At 70.1% G+C, this 16,197-nt stretch carries 9 protein-coding genes; 5 read left to right on the top strand and 4 right to left on the bottom strand.

What is annotated here, in order from left to right:
- Positions 1 to 13: 13 nt before the first annotated feature.
- The 3 genes from KZ829_RS25185 to KZ829_RS25175 all read right to left on the bottom strand — a co-directional run bounded on the left by KZ829_RS25185 (position 14) and on the right by KZ829_RS25175 (position 6,159).
- Positions 14 to 1,270, bottom strand: a complete 1,257-nt coding sequence (locus KZ829_RS25185) for a DUF1996 domain-containing protein (protein WP_246636203.1) — start codon at positions 1,268 to 1,270, stop codon at positions 14 to 16.
- Positions 1,271 to 1,343: 73 nt separating this feature from the next.
- On the bottom strand, positions 1,344 to 3,008 hold the full coding sequence (locus KZ829_RS25180; protein WP_220146374.1) for a galactose-binding domain-containing protein: 1,665 nt from the start codon (positions 3,006 to 3,008) through the stop codon (positions 1,344 to 1,346).
- Between the two features lie 187 nt (positions 3,009 to 3,195).
- Entirely contained in the window at positions 3,196 to 6,159 is a 2,964-nt protein-coding gene (locus tag KZ829_RS25175; protein WP_220146373.1) for a galactose-binding domain-containing protein, read from the bottom strand.
- A 165-nt stretch (positions 6,160 to 6,324) separates the two neighbouring features.
- Here KZ829_RS25175 and KZ829_RS25170 point away from each other — a divergent pair, with 165 nt between their 5' ends.
- Positions 6,325 to 6,816: a DUF305 domain-containing protein gene (locus KZ829_RS25170; protein WP_220146372.1), complete on the top strand. Its 492-nt coding sequence runs from the start codon at positions 6,325 to 6,327 to the stop codon at positions 6,814 to 6,816.
- Positions 6,817 to 6,837: 21 nt separating this feature from the next.
- Here the strand turns inward: KZ829_RS25170 and KZ829_RS25165 are convergent, their stop codons facing one another.
- Positions 6,838 to 8,229 carry a DUF1996 domain-containing protein gene (locus KZ829_RS25165; protein ID WP_220146371.1) on the bottom strand — a complete coding sequence of 464 codons (1,392 nt, stop codon included), beginning with the start codon at positions 8,227 to 8,229 and terminating at the stop codon, positions 6,838 to 6,840.
- A gap of 163 nt (positions 8,230 to 8,392) precedes the next feature.
- Here KZ829_RS25165 and KZ829_RS25160 point away from each other — a divergent pair, with 163 nt between their 5' ends.
- The 4 genes from KZ829_RS25160 to KZ829_RS25145 all read left to right on the top strand — a co-directional run bounded on the left by KZ829_RS25160 (position 8,393) and on the right by KZ829_RS25145 (position 16,182).
- Positions 8,393 to 9,424, top strand: coding sequence for a LacI family DNA-binding transcriptional regulator (locus KZ829_RS25160; protein ID WP_220146370.1), 1,032 nt, complete (start codon positions 8,393 to 8,395; stop codon positions 9,422 to 9,424).
- 1,939 nt (positions 9,425 to 11,363) lie between these two features.
- On the top strand, positions 11,364 to 13,019 hold the full coding sequence (locus KZ829_RS25155; RefSeq protein WP_220146369.1) for a DUF4331 domain-containing protein: 1,656 nt from the start codon (positions 11,364 to 11,366) through the stop codon (positions 13,017 to 13,019).
- A gap of 203 nt (positions 13,020 to 13,222) precedes the next feature.
- The gene (locus KZ829_RS25150) at positions 13,223 to 14,515 is read left to right on the top strand and encodes a tetratricopeptide repeat protein (RefSeq protein ID WP_220146368.1); all 1,293 of its coding nucleotides are present in this window, start codon (positions 13,223 to 13,225) and stop codon (positions 14,513 to 14,515) included.
- Positions 14,512 to 16,182 carry a hypothetical protein gene (locus KZ829_RS25145; RefSeq protein WP_220146367.1) on the top strand — a complete coding sequence of 557 codons (1,671 nt, stop codon included), beginning with the start codon at positions 14,512 to 14,514 and terminating at the stop codon, positions 16,180 to 16,182. The genes KZ829_RS25150 and KZ829_RS25145 overlap by 4 nt, the downstream gene beginning before the upstream one ends.
- The last annotated feature ends 15 nt before the right edge of the window (positions 16,183 to 16,197 follow it).

The following is a 16,197-nucleotide window of genomic DNA, read 5'->3' as shown; positions in this document are numbered from 1 at the left end:
GTGCAAAGTTCTATCAGGGCCGTCCGTCGGTCCCGCACTTGATGATCGGGCGGATGCAGTCGTTCACCCGGCGGGCCATCTCCTCGACCGGCCAGGCGTTGAAGAAGTCGCCGTGCATCGTGAATCCGCCACCGGAGGCCAGCCGCAGCCGGGCCGGGTCGCCGGTGACCGGATAGCGCATGACCTGCCGCAATTTGGGCACCACGACCGGGTGGCTGGCCGGGCAGGCGTTGTTCACCGGGTAGGCCATGTGGCTCTTGTGGTCGGTGGAGTCCAGGTTCCGGCCGTCCCAGCAGTGCGGGAAGTCGAGGTACGACTCCAGCATCGACCCGGCCGGGCAGTTGACGAAGTCCGCCGACGAGCCGACGTGCCCGGCGTGCAGGCACGACCAGCGGGAGATGGTGTTGTCCGCCGGTCCGGTGGCCTTGGCGTTTCCGGCCACGATCCGCAGGCCGAGCGGCAGCGGCTGGGTCTGGGCGATCAGGTCGTCGCGGACGCCCTCACCGAGGTAGTAGAAGATGCCGGTGACCGGTTCGACGGGCGCGTTGTCGCGGTACAGGGTGGGGATCCAGTACGAGGACTTGTCGATCGACGGGTTGCAGTTGCTGTTGGCGTTGAGCAGCGTGTCGACGGTCGAGTAGGCGTTGGTGCCGGCCGCGCCGAAGAAGCTGTGCATGTGCGAGGCGCCCGGGAGGTTCGGGAAGATGATCGGGTCGTCCGGCAGCCGGTGGCTGAACGGGCAGTCGGCCAGGAACTCGGCGACGCGAACGGCGCCCGGCGGGATGGTCGGGGTGGTTCCGCCGCCCGTCCCGTACACCTGGAACTCGTTGAGCGACACGCCCCATTGCGTGGCACGCGCGGTGGTCTCGAGCCGCACGTAGCGCGCGGTGCCGTTGACGTTGACCGTCTGTTTTCCGCCGGTGCCGGCGGCGGTGCTGTGGAGCGTGGTCCAGCTCTGCGCGTTCGCTGACGCTTTCACCGAGAAACTTCGGGCGTACGCGGACTCCCAGTCCAGCACGATCGAGGTGATCGTGGCGCTGGCGCCGAGGTCGACCTGGAGCCACTGGGGGTCGCTGAAGGCGCTGGACCAGCGGGTTCCGGCGTTGCCGTCGACGGCGTTGGACGCGGGGAAGGCGGCCGACTCGACGGACGAGGCGGTGGCGGGTTTCCCCTGGGAGAGCAGGGTGTCGGCGGCGGAGGCGGACGTGCCGGTGATGATCAGGTAGGTGGCGAGAACGGCGGCCACCGCGCCGGCGAACAGGCGTCTCATGCCGCCACCTCCGCTGCGCTCCGGCGTCGCCATGAGTTGAAGACTGAGCTGAATGATTCGCTCGCAAGCTCGCTCATTGGTAGACCCTCACGTAGTCGACGAGCATCTGGCTGGGGAACGGGGTGGTGGCGTCGATCGGGCCGGGGAAGTCGCCGCCGACGGCCAGGTTGAGGATCAGGTAGAACTTGTGGTCGTAGATCCACGGGCCGCGGGTGTTCTCCACGGTCTCCTTGGCGGCGTCGAAGACCAGGCGCCCGTCGAGGAAGAACCGGATGCCCTTGCTGTCCCACTCGGCGGCCCAGACGTGGAAGTCCTGCGAAAGGTCGACGGTCGCGTACTTCTGGCCATAGCCGCCGGCGCCGTTGTAGGCCGGGGCGTGCAGCGTGGAGTAGGCCTCGGAGGTGTTGCGGCCGAGGACCTCCATGATGTCGATCTCGCCGTTGTACGGCCACGGCCGGCCCTGCAGGAAGTCGTCGCCCATCAGCCAGAACGCCGGCCACAGCCCGTTGCCCTTGGGCACCTTGACCCGCGCCTCGATCCGGCCGTACTGGACGTGGAACTTGTTGCTGGTGTTCATCCGGTGCGACGTGTACTGGCGGCCCTGGTAGTCCTGGCGGCGGGCCTCGATGACGAGCTGGCCAGCGCCGTTCATGGACGCGTTCTCACTGTTGGGCGTGTAGTACTGGATCTCGCCGTTCTGCGGGACGCCCGGGTCCATGGTCCACTTCGCGCCGTCCGGTTTGCTGCCCGAAGCGCCGTTGAACTCGTCGGAGAAGACCAGGCGGGTGGCCGGGAAGACCGGGTCGGCGGGCTTGGCGGGCGGGGTGGTGGGGTTGCCGCCGGTGCCGTAGATGCTGAACTCCCAGAGTGAGTAGCCGTAGGCGCTGCTGCGGGCGGTGCCGTACATCCGCACGTAACGCCCGGTGCCGGTGGCGTTGATGACGTCCTTGAGGCCGTCGCCGGTCGTCGTCGAGTAGATGGGCGTCCAGTTCACGTTGTCCGCGGACACCTGGATCTGGTAGCCGCGGGCGTAGGCCGGGTCCCACTGGAGGACGACCTGGCTGATCTGGGCGGTCGCGCCGAGGTCCACCGAGATCCAGCCGGGGTCGACCCAGCCGTTGGTGGAGCTGGTGGCCCAGCGGCTGGCCGGATCGTTGTCGAACGCCTTGTCCGGGCTGCACGGGTTGCAGTTGACGTCGTTCTGCCAGGTGGAGGCCAGGGCGGGCTTGGCGTAGGAGAGCAGGCGGGCGGTTCCGGTCGGCGGAGCGTCACCGGAGTAGACCTGGAACTCCCAGAACGAGTAGCCGTACGCCTCGAGCGCCCGCTGGGTCAGGTTGATCCGCACGTAGCGGGCGGTGCCGGAGAGCGTGATGCTCTGCTGGCCGCCGGCGCCCGTCGTGGTGCTCCAGGCGTTGGTCCAGGCGCTGCCGTCGGTGGACAGCTGGATGGTGAAGGCGCGGGCGTAGGCGGCCTCCCAGTTGATCGCGACCCGGCTGACCGCGGTGGCGGCGCCGAGGTCGACCTGGAACCACTGGGTGGTCGTGAACGCGCTGGCCCAGCGGGTGCCGTTGTTGCCGTCGACCGCCTCCGGCGCCAGGTAGGCGCCGGCGATCTCGGTGGACGAGGCGGTGGCGGGCTTTCCCTGGGAGACGAGGACCTCGGCGGCGTTCGCGGGTCCGGAGGGGACCGCGACGAGCGCGGCCAGCAGCGCGGCGACGGATAACAGACGACGTCTCATGCGGGGAACTCCTCGGGGGATGTTTCACGCTTGTGAAAGCGCTCTCTTGCCGGACACTGTGAACCGGGCGTTAAAGGCTGTCAATGCTCGGCAAACCTCGGTGAAGCGCTTTCACAGCCGCCGCCGAGAGCATCGCCCCAGGTCAATGGGGTGCGCCCTCGGCGGCGGGCCGGGAAGTTCCGGAACCTCAGCTGCGGTAGACGCCGAATTCGTAGAGCGAGTAGCCGTACGCGGTGGCCCGCACCGTGCCGTTCACCCGGACGTAGCGGCCGGAACCGTTCACCGTGAGCGTGTCGAAGCCGCCGTCACCGGCCGTCGTCGAGTACACGGTCCGCCAGGTGGCGCCGTCGTCGGAGGCCTGCACGGTGTACGCCTTCGCGTACGCCGCCTCCCACGCGAGCCGCACCCGGTCGAACGACTGCACCGAGCCGAGGTCGACCTGGAGCCACGCGGAGTCCACCCATTCGCTGGCCCAGCGGGTGCCGTAGTCGCCGTCGACCGCGTACGACGGAAGCTGCGGCCCGTTCGTGCCGGTCGGCTGGAAGCTGGACGCCGACGTGGACCTGCCACGGGACAGATCCGTGCCCGGGGCCGGCGGCGGGACGACCCGGAACGAGCGCTGTTCGATGCCGACGTTGCCGTGGCCGTCGTAGGCGTACACGTACACCTTCCAGACCCCGAGCGTCTCCGGCGCCCGTACCGTGAACTGGCCGTTGCCGGTCTGACTGAAAGTCAGATGCCGCAGCCCGCGATTGGCGTTGATGTGCTTGTCACCGGCCATCAGGTTGTAGCGGATCAGATCGCCCTGCGGATCGGTGGCGGTGGCGCTGACCGTGAACGTGCCGCCCGCCGGGACCGCCGTCTGCGTGCCGACCGTCATAGCGGTGATCTCCGGTGGCGTGTTCGGCGCGGCCTGCCCGGTGTACGCCTGCCGCATGGCGTGGTAGCCGAGCCGCCGCCAGCCACCGGTCGTGGTGTTCAGCCACACCCCGCCGAAGTCGTTCTCGATGCCGTAGTGGAACTCGGTGGCGCCCAGGGCCACGCCCGGATGCCCCTTGATCGCATTCCAGCTGTACGTGTACCCGGCCTTCTTCTGCAGGTCGGTGGGCTCGTTCGGCACCCCGTTGACGTCGTTGGGCACCTCCCACTCCCCCGCCGGACCGCCCTCGGTCAATATGTACGGCTTGGTGTGTCCACCCGCGATCCAGTCACGTTTCACCGTGTCGACCGCCCCGTACGAGTTGACCGCGAGCAGATCCAGCGCCGGAGCGTGCGGCTTGTAGTAGGTCCACGCGTGGGTGTACGCGTCGGTCGAGGTGACCGGGTGGTTCGGGTCGGCCGCGTGGATCGCCTCGGCGACCTCGTTCACGAACTTGGCGTACGCCACCCGCCGCGCCTCGACCACATCGGCGGCCAGCCCGTAGTTCTGCATCTCCAGGATGACCTCGTTGCCGACGTCCCAGAGCAGCACCCCGGAGCGGCCCTTCAGCTCGTTCACCTTGGCGACGATCTCGCTCTTCACCGCCGTCTTGTACGCGCTGTCGTTCACGTAGTCGGTGCCGTGGTTCAGCCACAGCCCGACGATCACCTTGATGCCGTGCCGGGCCGCCGTGTCCAGCAGCAGTGGCGTGCTGGCGTCCGGCCCCCAGATGCGGATCGTGTTGACGCCCATGTTCCTGAGATCGCGCATGTAGCCGTCGGCCGCCGCCTGCGGCGGACCGTAGGTCATGCCCTTGACCTCCCACGGCGCCCCGTTGACGGTGAGCTGCCAGTTGCCCTGGCTGCCGGTCACCCGGACGACGCTGGGCCCGGCCGGGACCGGCGGGTCGGTCATCGCCGGGGCGGTGGTCCCGGCGGCGCGGGCGACGGTGACCGAGTCGACGCTGAGCACGCCGCCCGAGGTGGTCTCCGGGGTGGGCGTGGTGAATCCGGCGATCGCGTTCGGCAGCGACCCGCCGATCGCCAGGTCGAACCGCAGGTAGAAGCCGTGGTGGACGGCCGCCTGCCAGGCCGCGACGCCGACCTGCGACTCGCGGACCACCCAGGTCTGCCGTCCGTCGAGGTAGAAGCGGATCTCCTCGTCGGTCTTCGTGCGGTCGATGATCTGGGTGTACTCGTGGTAGCCGCTCTGGCAGCCCACGCAGGACGCGAACCCGGAGGACCGGCCGTCGTACTCGTTGCAGGGCCCGCCCGGCGCGGTGCCGCAGTGCAGCGTCTGGGAGAGCTGGTCGCGGCCGTTGACGCCGGTCATGATGTCGGTCTCGCCGACGCCGGGCCAGTTGGTGAAGTTGCCGCGGTAGGCGGCGCCGGTGGCGCGGAAGCCCGGCCAGTAGCCGGCGGCGTCGGCGACGTCCGGCTGCCTCAGCACGGCGGTGAACCTGAGCTGCTCGCCGGGCTGCGGGGCGAAATCGGCGCGCTGTGTCTCGATCCGGCCGGAGGTCCATTTCCCGGCGCTGTCACGGATCGCCTTCAAATTCAACCGACCCGCGCCGTCGAGGGAGACGTTGGCGGTCGCGTTGCTGGCGGTCTCCACCGAGCCGGTGCCCCAGTTGGCGGCGCCGCCCGGGTACTGGGTGCCGGTGCGCAGCAGCCAGTTCGCGGCGCTCGGGCCGGTGCCGGCCGGGCCGTCGAAGGTGTCGCTCCAGATCGTGGTGAACTGGTCCGGGGGTTGGGTTCCACCGCCGCCGAAGACCTGGAACTCCCACAGCGAGTAGCCGTAGCCCGTGCCACGCTGCGTTCCGGCCAGCCGCACGTAGCGGCCGGTTCCGGAGACGTTGTGTTCCTCGGTGCCTCCGGCACCGTTCGTCACGGCCTTGAGGGTGGTCCAGGAGCTGCCGTCGTTCGAGGTCTGGATCTGGTACGCCCTGCCGTACGCGCCCTCCCAGGTGAGCACGATCCGGTTGATGGCGACCGCCGATCCGAGGTCGACCTGGATCCACTGCGGATCGGCGAAGGCGCTGGACCAGCGGGTGCCGAGGTTGCCGTCGAAGGCGTTGGCCGGGCTGTAGCCGGGTCCGTCGACCTCCTGCGACGAGGCGGTGGCCGGCTTCCCCTGTGACAGCGGCACGTCGGCGGCGATGGCCGGGGACACGGCGGTGAGGCCGAGGAATGTCGCGGCGAGCGCGACGAGGAGCAGCAGCCGTCTATACATGATCACACCAATGGGTAAGGGGATGGAAAGCGCTCTCCAAGCGAGGAGATTGTTTCGCCCATGTTGCCGCGCGTCAATAAGGAAGCATTGACAGGGTTGGTTCCGGAACCGGAGACTGCGCGAGTGTTCGCTAATCCCCGATCTCTCGCATACGTCACTGCCGCCGTGTTCACGCTGGCCGGCTGCGGCGAGTCCCCCGCTCCCGTTCCGCCCGCCCCGGTGGTCTCGATGGCGGCCTTCGGCGGCACCGACCGCGGGTGGCTCGAGATCAACATCGCGATGGACGAGCAACTGCTCCCGCTGCTCGACCTGGTCCCTCGCGACTCCGCACTGGCAGGCGTGTCTGCACAGGTCAGGACGTTTACCGAGGCCGAGCTGGCCGAGCTGCGGCGGCTCGGCGCCGAGGCTGGGCTGCCCGCCGAGAACCAGCACAAGGGCATGCCGATGCCCGGCATGGTGGCACCGTCGACCGTCGCCTCGGCCTCGGCGCTGCGCGGAGAGAAGTTCGACGAACTGCTGCGCTCATGCCTGCGCGCACACCTGGAACAGAGCCGGAAACTGGCCGAAAGCGAGCAGGCCGCCGGGCTCGAACCGCGCACGACAGCCCTCGCCGCACGCATTTCCGAGACCCGGCGGACCGCCCTTTCCGCGCTCTGAGAATTCAGTTAAAAACTGTTATCAGGGAAGCTGATAGTTCTCGTTGAGGGCGGCGCCCCGCTCCGGCTTGTACTGGTCGAAGCCGCGCGGGTTGCACTGCAGCCCGCCGTTGATGCAGTGCCGCACCAGCGCCGCCAGGATCGGCGGCTCCCAGACGTTGTAGACGTCGTAGTGGAACGAGAACCCACGGCCGCTGGCGAACCGTACGTTGGCCATGTTCCCGCTGACCGGCCAGGCCATCTTGAACTCGATCATCGGGACGGCCACCGGGTGCGAGACCGGGCAGACCCCGTTGACCGGGTACGCCATGTGGCCCTTGTGGTCCGGCGAGTCCAGGTGAAGGCCGTTCCAGCAGCTCGGCGCCTGGTAGCGGACGTTCAGCTGGGTGCCGGCCGGGCAGTTCGCCGGGATGTCCCAGTTGAAGGCGCTGTTGCCGCACTCGAAGCCCTCGACCGCGCCGGGCGCGTTGCGGAACTCGTCCTGCGTGGCGGTCGGGCTGCCCACCACGTAGCGCAGCCCTGGCGGGAACGGCCGGACGCTGCGGTAGTCGATGACGCCGCTCTTGTAGTAGACGACCTGCGGTCCGTCCGGCTGAACGGCCTGGTCACCGTTGTAGAGCGTCGGCATCCAGTAGCCGGTCTTGTCCCCCGGCGTGACACAGGAGGTGCCACCGGCCTGCAACGACGCCAGGGTCGAGCCCGCGTTCGTGGTCCGGTTGCCCATGAACGTGTGCGAGTGCGACGCGCCCGGCAGGTTGGGGAAGATGATCGGGTCGTCGTTGAGGTTGGTGCGGCTCACCGAGCAGTTCGCCTGGAACTCACGGTGGGTCACCGGCGGATTCGTGGCGGGCGGGGTCTCGGTGGACGGGACCACGCCGGTGACCGGCGGGTTCGCGTAGACGTACCCCGGTCCGTCGGTCGGCGGCGGGGTGACCGTCGACGTGCCGTACACCTTGAATTCGAACAGTGAGTAGCCGTAGCCGGTGCCGCGCTGGGTGCCGTACATCCGCACGTACCGGCCGGAGCCGCTGACCGCGTGCGTCTCGGTGCCTCCGGCACCGTTGCTCACCGACTTGATCGTGGTCCAGGCGTTGCCGTCCGGTGAGGTCTGGATCTGGTACGCCCTGGCGTACGCGGTCTCCCACTGCAACACGACCTGGGTGATCGTGGCGGCGGCGCCGAGGTCGACGCGCAGCCACTGCGGGTCGGACCACTGGCTGCCCCAGCGGGTGTCGGTGCGGCCGTCGACGGCGGCGACGGCGGCGGACTCGCCGTTCTCCACCGACGAGGCGAGAGCGGGACGGCCCTGGGAGAGCAGGGTGTCCGCGGCGTGCGCGGACTGGTTACCGGCCACCACCAGCAGGCCGGCGGTGAGCAGTGCGGCGCCCAGCGGCGCCAGGATTCGTTTTCGCACGGTTGTCTCCACGGGGGTTGAGGACTGTCGGAGACTTGGAGAGCGCTTTCCAAGCGTGGGCTCCCGGCTCACGTACGTCAATGATTTGAGGTTCCGGAACCTGGCCGGGCACCCCTGTGGACAGAGACTCGGAAAGCGCTCTCCCTGTGCTATAACTTCGGGCATGCAAAGCCAGCGGCTGCCCACGCTCGAGGACGTGGCCCGTGTGGCCGGTGTCTCGCGCGCCACCGTGTCCCGTGTCATCAACGGCATCCGCAATGTCGACCCACTGCTGCACAAGCAGGTGTGGAGCGCCGTCGACCAGACCGGTTACGTGCCGAACCGGCTGGCCCGATCGCTGGTCACCCGGCGCACCGGCACCGTGGCCCTGGTCGTCTCCGACTCCGAGACCCACGACGACGACCCGTTCATGAGCCGGTTCTTCTCCGATCCCTACTTCGGGCGCGTCGTCGGCGGCCTGATGAGCGTGCTGCGCCCGGCCGGCATCCAGCTGGCCCTCCAGATGGTCGGCGCCGACGGCCACCGCCGCCTGATCGGCGACCTGCGCAACGGCCAGGCCGACGGCGCCGTGGTCCTCTCCCTGCCGGCCCGCGACCCGCTGCCCGCGCTGCTCGCCGAGGCGGCGATCCCGGCCGTCCTGATCGGGCGCCCCGCCCAGCCCGTCCCGATCAGCTACGTCGACCTGGACAACGAGGCCGGCGCCGCACTGGCCGCCGCCCGCCTCGCCGCCCACGACCGCCGCCGGCCCGCCATCATCTCCGGCCCCGCCGACGTACCGGCCAGCGTCGACCGGATCAACGGTTTCCGCCGCGCCATGGCCCGCCACGGCCACCCCTGGGTGCCGCTGGAATCCGGCAACTTCACCCAGGAGAGCGGCGAACAGGCCATGCGCGCCCTGCTGGCCGCCCATCCCGGGCTGGACGCCGTCTTCGTGGCCAACGACCTGATGGCCCTCGGCGCCCTGCTGGTACTGCGCGACGCCGGCCTCCGCGTGCCCCAGGACGTCGCCGTCGTCGGTTTCGACGACAGCAGCGCGGCCGTCGCGGCCCGGCCCGCCCTCACCACGGTCCGCCTCCCGCTGGAGGACATGGCCGCCGAGGCCGCCCGCCTCCTGCTGGCCCGCGTCGACGACCCGGACACCCGGGTCACCTCCGTGATCTACGAACCCACCCTGGTGGTCCGCGAGACGACCTGACCGGGCGCTGGAGATCTTCGTGGCCGAGGTCCGCGTGTCGCTCCTTTTGCGGTACGCGTGTCCTCGTCCCCGCCTTATCAGGGCCGTCCCGTCCGGTCGGCGCGATCTCGCTGCCCGCTGCGGCCCGTGCCGCGCCCGCCGGGCGTAGATCGGTGGCCGGGCGGGCCGACCCAGTCGCCACCGCCCCGCCTGCCGCCGCTCACGGCCGTTTTGGTCACGCTGGGCGAGTGGGCGCGATGTTGCCGACCGGGCTCCCGGCCCGCCCTCTGTCGTAGCGCCGGTCACCCAACGCGGGTGTTCACGGTCTGCTCACCAGGCACCGGGATCGCCCGCACTCGGCCGCTGCGCCGGTCACCCAACGCAGGTAGTCACGGTCTCGCTCACCAGGCACCGGGATCGCCCGCACTCGGCCGCTGCGCCGGTCACCCGGGGCGGCGGTCGCGCTTACCCGAGGGTGGGCGCGCACGGTGGCAGTGCCGTGGTCGCCGACGTGGCATATGGCCTGCCCATCACCGCGACGGCCGGCTTTCGTGCGCGCTCACCTCCGAAACCCCGACCGGCCCGGCACTCCGCGTAAGCGGCGAACCCCGTCAACCGGCACGTGTGGAAGATCGAGGTAGCCAGAGAGCCTGTTTCTCGGTTGTGGACGGCCGCGATGTCACGTCGCGCATTCGGATGACCGTGGCATCATCCCGGCTCGCCAGCGATCTTGGTCGATTGTGGCTTCGGGCCAACCTTGATTCCTGGTTGCCACCCGGCGGCACCTCATCACCCAAGATCTATTTTCCCTGGAAGATCTTGGCTATCGGATGCGCCCGGGAGCCTTCTTCTTGGGTGTTTGCGGTTCTACGTCAAGCGCCCGATCGGGCGAATCGCCGAGTGGGGGCCGCCGTCCGCCGCGCTAGGCGGAAATGGGGCTTTCGCCGGAGCTAGGCGACCGTTTCGCCCGCTCTGCATGCCGAGGTTAGGCGATCTTGGACGATTTGCCACCCGAGACGGTGGCAAATCACTCAAGGTCGCTCCGGGCGGCGCGTCCGTCGGCGAGGGATTGCGGATTCGGCCCCGTGGGCAGACAAGAAGAAGACTCCGGGGCGGCCACAATCTCACAAGATCGCGCCGCCCGACGACGATTACCCAAGATCTACATCGAAGTTTGCGGATGGCTCGGGCGGCGCCGGTGGCCGGCCGAATCTCGCAGCGAAGGCGGAAACAAGTGAACAGGCGACGTGACATCGACACCAGGCGACGACCGAGAAAGACCCCGGAACAACCCGGATCCACCACGCACCTTCACCCACAGCCACCACGGTCACGGTGAGTAACTCCCGGCAGGTTCCCATGGCGCGACCGGCATCAAGCGCCACCACCTGTCTGGAGCGAGGGGCGTGACGGCTGGGAGTGGGAACCCGGTTGCCTGGCGACCACGACCACCCACCCGGAGCGAGTGGTGTGACGGCCGGTAGCGGCACCCCGGATGCCTGCAAGCACCACCGCAACCACCCACCAAGCGCGAGCGGCAGCACATGCGGGGGTGTCCAATCGATCTACGCCCGGCGGGCGCGGCACAGGCCGCAGCAGGCAGCGAGATCGCGCCGACCGGACGGAACGGCCCTGATGAGACGGGGACGAGGACACGCGTACAAGAGAAGAGAAGCCGGAAGCGGAACGCGGGCATCGGCCACAAAGGGTTCTACGGGCGGCGCCGTTTCCCGTCGTGGGTCCGAGGCTTCGGTCAGCACCCGTGACCGTCCGCCCGGGAAGGCCACTCCCGCCCGTCAACGCCGTCGTGAAGATCGACTGCACCGGCACCGGAAGCTGATTCGGAGCAGCCACCCGGCCGGATGGGTGGGCGTCGGGAAGTTCACAGACGCCCATCCGTGGCCGGGTGGCGCCACGAATCCGGGCCGAGAACACCATCCTCGGCACGGAAGGAACCACCATGAGGGCCAACCCTCCCCGGAGCGGGCGACGGCGTACCGTGGCCGCGCTCGGCCTCGGCGTGCTGCTCACCGGGTCGCTCTACGGTCTCGGGCCGTCCACCGCCACCGCGTCCAGCCACCGCGAGGCGCCGCTGATCGCCGCCGACCCGGCGGTCGACAACACCGACCTGTACGCCTTCGTCAGCCCCGAACGCCCCGGCTATGTCACGTTCATCGCCAACTGGCAGCCGTTCGAGGAGCCCAACGGCGGCCCCAACTTCTACCCGTTCGCCACCGACGCCACGTACCACATCAAGGTCGACAACGACGGTGACGCGAAACCGGATGCCGAGTTCCGCTGGAAGTTCCGGAACGTCGACAAGCGCGGCAACAGCACCTTCCTCTACAACAACGGCCCGGTCACCTCGCTCGACGACGAGAACCTGCTGTTCCGGCAGACGTACTCGCTGGAGTCGAAATTCGACGGCGAGTCGTTCAAGACCAGGGTGCAGGACGCCCCGGTCGCACCGTCGCGGGTCGGCGCCGCGTCCATGCCGGACTACGCGACCCTGCGCCAGCAGGCCACCCAGACCCTGCCCGGCGGGTGGAAGATCTTCGCCGGGCAGGCCGACGACCCGTTCTTCCTGGATCTGCAGGTCTTCGATCTCCTGTACGGCGGGGACCTGTCGGAGACCGGGCAGGACACCCTGGCCGGCTACAACGTGAACACGATCGCCCTCCAGGTGCCGTTCGAGGACGTGGCGCTGGGCGGCGACGCCACCCGCAACCCGGTCGTCGGCGTCTGGACCACCACCGAACGCAACCGGGTCCGGATCGCCGGCGGCGGCTCGTCCGGCGACCGGGTGCAGGTGTCCCGGCTGGGGAATCCGCTGGTCAACGAGGTGGTCGTACCGGCCGGGCTGAAGGACACCTTCAACGCCACCCGCCCGGACCGGGACGCCCAGATCCCCGCGCTGGTGAACCGGGTGCTCAACCCGGAGGTGCCGAAGCTGATCGAGGCCATCTACAAGATCCCGGCGCCGGCCACCCCGCGCAACGACCTCAGCGAGATCTTCCTGACCGGCATCACCACGAAGGCCGGTGGCCCGATCAAGGCCGACCTGAACTCGCAGCTCAACAACGCCGACGTGAAGGCGTCCCGGTTCACCCCGTCCGAACAGCTGCGCCTCAACCTGACGGTGCCGGTCGCGGGCCAGCCCAACCGGCTCGGGGTGCTCGCCGGTGACCTCCAGGGCTTCCCGAACGGGCGGCGGCTCACCGACGACGTCGTCGACATCGAACTCCAGGCCCTGGTGGGTGCGGCACAGACCGGCAAACTGGTCGACGCGCTCGCGGCCGGGGACGCGGTGGACGGCAACGATCAGGACTTCACGGGCGAGTTCCCGTACGTGGCCCTGCCCAACGGGGTGTCGGTCAACAGCGCCGGCGGACAGCGGCCCGGGGCACGGCCCAGCGGCAGCGCCACGCCGAACAGCCTCACCGGCGCGCTCACCTCGGACACCGCTCAGCCCGCGCCGGCCACCGTTCCGGTGTCGTACGCGGCCGGCGCCTCCGGCCTCGGCGTCCTCGTCGTCGCGGGTGGTCTGCTCCTCTTCCTCTGGCGGCGGCGCAGGCAGCGCACCTCCGCTGATCCTGATCAGACGCTCTCGCTCTGACCCGCCGGGCCGGGCGGGCGCCGCCCGGCCCCGCAACCGCTTCCCGGATCCGTTTCCCGTCGGCGTTTCCACTGCTTTCCGGGTCAACCCACCCGGCCGGAACCTTCTGTCGCCGCAACCGCTTTCCGGATCCGTTTCCCATCAGCGTTTTCACCGCCTTCCGGGTCGGATCGATCTCCGGCCCGGCTCCCTCTGGAGAGATCATGCGACGTACGCTCGTCCGCCTCGGCCTCGCCGCAGCGCTCGCGGCCGCCCTGCTCGGCGTCGCGGCCCTGCTGACCTGGCCGCGTTCCACCACCCCGGCCGTGCCGGTCGCCGCCCGGCAGCCGGCCGACGTGCTCGCCGAGCGCATCGCCCGGACCCAGCAGCAGCTCCGTGACGTGCCCGGGGACTGGCCGACCTGGGCGGCGCTCGGCGCGGCCTACCTGGAGCGGGCCCGGGTAACCGCCGATCCCGCGTACTACCCGAAGGCCGAGCAGGCCGCCCACCGGTCACTCACGCTGCGCGCCGACGGCAACAGTGACGCGCTGGTGGTGCTCGGCGCGCTCGCCAACGCCCGGCACGACTTCCCGGCCGCCCGGGGCCACGCCGAGAAGGCGCTGACCGTCAACGATCACGACGCCGAGGCGTACGGGGTGCTCGCCGACGCGCTCACCCAGCTCGGCGACGCTGACGGCGCCACCCGGGCCGTCCAGCGGATGCTCGACCTGCGGCCGGGCCTGTCGGCGTACGCCCGCGCCTCCTACGACCTGGAGTTGCACGGCCGGGTGAGCGAGGCGGAGAACCTTATGCGGCAGGCTCTGGACAACGCCGTCGATCCGCACGACGTGGCGTTCTGCCGCGCCCAGCTCGGCGATCTCGCGTTCGGCCGCGGAGATCTGGCCACCGCCGAGACCGAGTACGGGATCGCGCTCTCCGCCGATCCGGCCACCGGAACCGCACGGCACGGCATGGCCCGGATCGCGGCCGCCCGCGGCGACCTCACCGGATACCCCGGTCTGCCGCCGTCGCTGTCCTCCATGGTGGAGTACGCCCTGCTGCTGAAGGCCGCCGACCGTGACGCGGAGGCGGCCGCCCAACTGGATCTGGCCGCGGCGGCGGACCGCTTGTTCACCGCGAACGGCGGCACCGACCGGCTGGCCACCGCCGAACTCGCCCTGGCCCAGGGCCGCCCGGCCGACGCGGTGACCGCCGCGCGCGCCGAATGGGCGGTACGGCGGCACCCCGACGTGGCCGACACCCTCGCCTGGGCGCTGCACGCCACCGGCCGCAACGCCGAGGCCCTGCCCTACGCCCAGCGCGCCGTCGCCGGCGGGGCACGGCCGGCCGTCTACTCCTACCACCTGGGCATGATCCATCTCGGCCTCGGGCAGCACGGCGCCGCGCGTACCGAATTGGAAAGCGCTCTCGCCACCAACCCGCACTTCTCCCCCGTCGATGTACCCATCGCCCGCCGCGCCCTGGCCGGCCTGCCCACCTCCGGAGGCCCCCGATGAGAATCCGTCTCGGCATGATCATGGTGATCGCCGGGCTTCTCCTCTGGCCCGCACAGCCGGCCCAGGCGCACCCGGTCGACAGTTTCTCGGTCAACCAGTACGCAGGCCTCACCCTGTACCCCGGCCGCATCGACGTGACCGCCGCGGTGGACGTCGCCGAGATCCCGACCCTTCAGGAGAAACCGCTGGTGGACGTGGACGGCGACGGCGTCCTGTCGCCCGCCGAGCGCGTCGCCCACGCGGCGGAGGAGTGTCAGCGCCTGGCCGCAGGCCTCGCGGTGTCAGCGGGCGGCGAGCGCCTGGCGTGGACCGTCGCCGATCCCCGGTACGAGGTGCTGCCCGGTTCCGGCGGTCTGTCCATCAGCCGCCTCGACTGCGCTTTGAGTGCCCCCGCCCGGCTGTCCGGCGCCACCACCGTCCAGATCGACAACGACTATCGTTCGGATCGGGTCGGATGGCGGGAGATCACGGCCAACGGCGCCGGGATAGCCCTCTCCGACTCCGCCCTGCCGGTTGAAAGCGTCACGGACGAGTTGCGCACCTATCCCGCCGATCTGCTCGCCTCACCGCTGGACATCCGCTCCGCCACGATCGGGATCGGCGGCGCAACCGGCTCAGCGGCCGTGACGGGCCATGCTCCGGCCCTCACCGGCGGCCCGCGGTGGCTGGCCACTGCACAGACCCGGGTCGAGACGGCTGTCGACGGACAGCTCACCCCGCTGGTGGTCGGCCTCGCCTTCCTGCTGGCGCTGCTGCTCGGCGCCGGCCACGCGGTCCTGCCCGGCCACGGAAAAACGATCATGGCTGCCTATTTCGCGGGCCGTCAGGGCCGCGTCCGCGACGCACTCATCGTCGGCGGCACGGTCACTTTCACCCACACCGGTACGGTCCTCGCGCTCGGCCTGCTCCTCAGCACCTCGACCGCCCTGGCCGGCGAACGAGCCCTGAGCGTCCTCGGCGTCGTGAGCGGCCTACTGGTCGTAGCGGTAGGCGCGACGATGCTGATCTCCGCCCTCCGTTCCCGCAGGTCAGGCAGCCATTCCCACGGCTGGCCCGGCCTCACCCACTCCCACGGCCCGCAAACCCACTCTCACGGCCCACACGGACACGACCACACCCACGGCCGGGATGATCACGGGCTCGCCCAACGCGACGACGCTGCTCATCTGAGCGGACATGATCACCCCCACGCCCCTCACGCCCATTCCGAGCGGGGCGAGCACGCCGGACACAGCGAGCACGGCGAGCAGGCCGAACGCGACGAACGTGGTGAGCGGGATGAATTCGACCAGCAGCGCGACCGAGCACCTCGGCCTACGCGACGCTGGCTCGGCCTCGCCGGAATCGGCCTCGCCGGCGGCCTGGTGCCCAGCCCGTCAGCCCTGGTGGTCCTGCTCGGCGCGATCGGCCTCGGCCGAGCCGGCCTCGGTGTTGCCCTCGTCATCGCCTACGGCCTAGGCATGGCCGCCACCCTGACCGCGATCGGCCTCCTGCTGGTGGTAGCCCAGAACCGCCTCTCCCATCTGATCATCATGCATGGCCGAGCAGCCCATCCGGGCACCCGGTTGTCTCGCCTCGGCGCCCGCATCTCCGCAACCGCCCCGACCGCCACCGCCGCCCTGGTCGTCATCGTCGGCCTTGGCATCGGCCTCCGAGCAGCGGCTTGAGATCCCACTCGCCGC

It is taken from the genome of Actinoplanes hulinensis (assembly GCF_019429605.1).
Classification (GTDB): Bacteria; Actinomycetota; Actinomycetes; order Mycobacteriales; family Micromonosporaceae; genus Actinoplanes; species Actinoplanes campanulatus.
This window is presented reverse-complemented; position numbering and strand designations above follow the sequence as displayed.

Coding starts and splice junctions, on each gene's coding strand:
- KZ829_RS25185 (WP_246636203.1), bottom strand. CDS start 1,270: ATGAGACGCCTGTTCGCCGGCGCGGTGGCCGCCGTTCTCGCCACCTAC.
- KZ829_RS25180 (WP_220146374.1), bottom strand. CDS start 3,008: ATGAGACGTCGTCTGTTATCCGTCGCCGCGCTGCTGGCCGCGCTCGTC.
- KZ829_RS25175 (WP_220146373.1), bottom strand. CDS start 6,159: ATGTATAGACGGCTGCTGCTCCTCGTCGCGCTCGCCGCGACATTCCTC.
- KZ829_RS25160 (WP_220146370.1), top strand. CDS start 8,393: ATGCAAAGCCAGCGGCTGCCCACGCTCGAGGACGTGGCCCGTGTGGCC.
- KZ829_RS25155 (WP_220146369.1), top strand. CDS start 11,364: ATGAGGGCCAACCCTCCCCGGAGCGGGCGACGGCGTACCGTGGCCGCG.
- KZ829_RS25150 (WP_220146368.1), top strand. CDS start 13,223: ATGCGACGTACGCTCGTCCGCCTCGGCCTCGCCGCAGCGCTCGCGGCC.
- KZ829_RS25145 (WP_220146367.1), top strand. CDS start 14,512: ATGAGAATCCGTCTCGGCATGATCATGGTGATCGCCGGGCTTCTCCTC.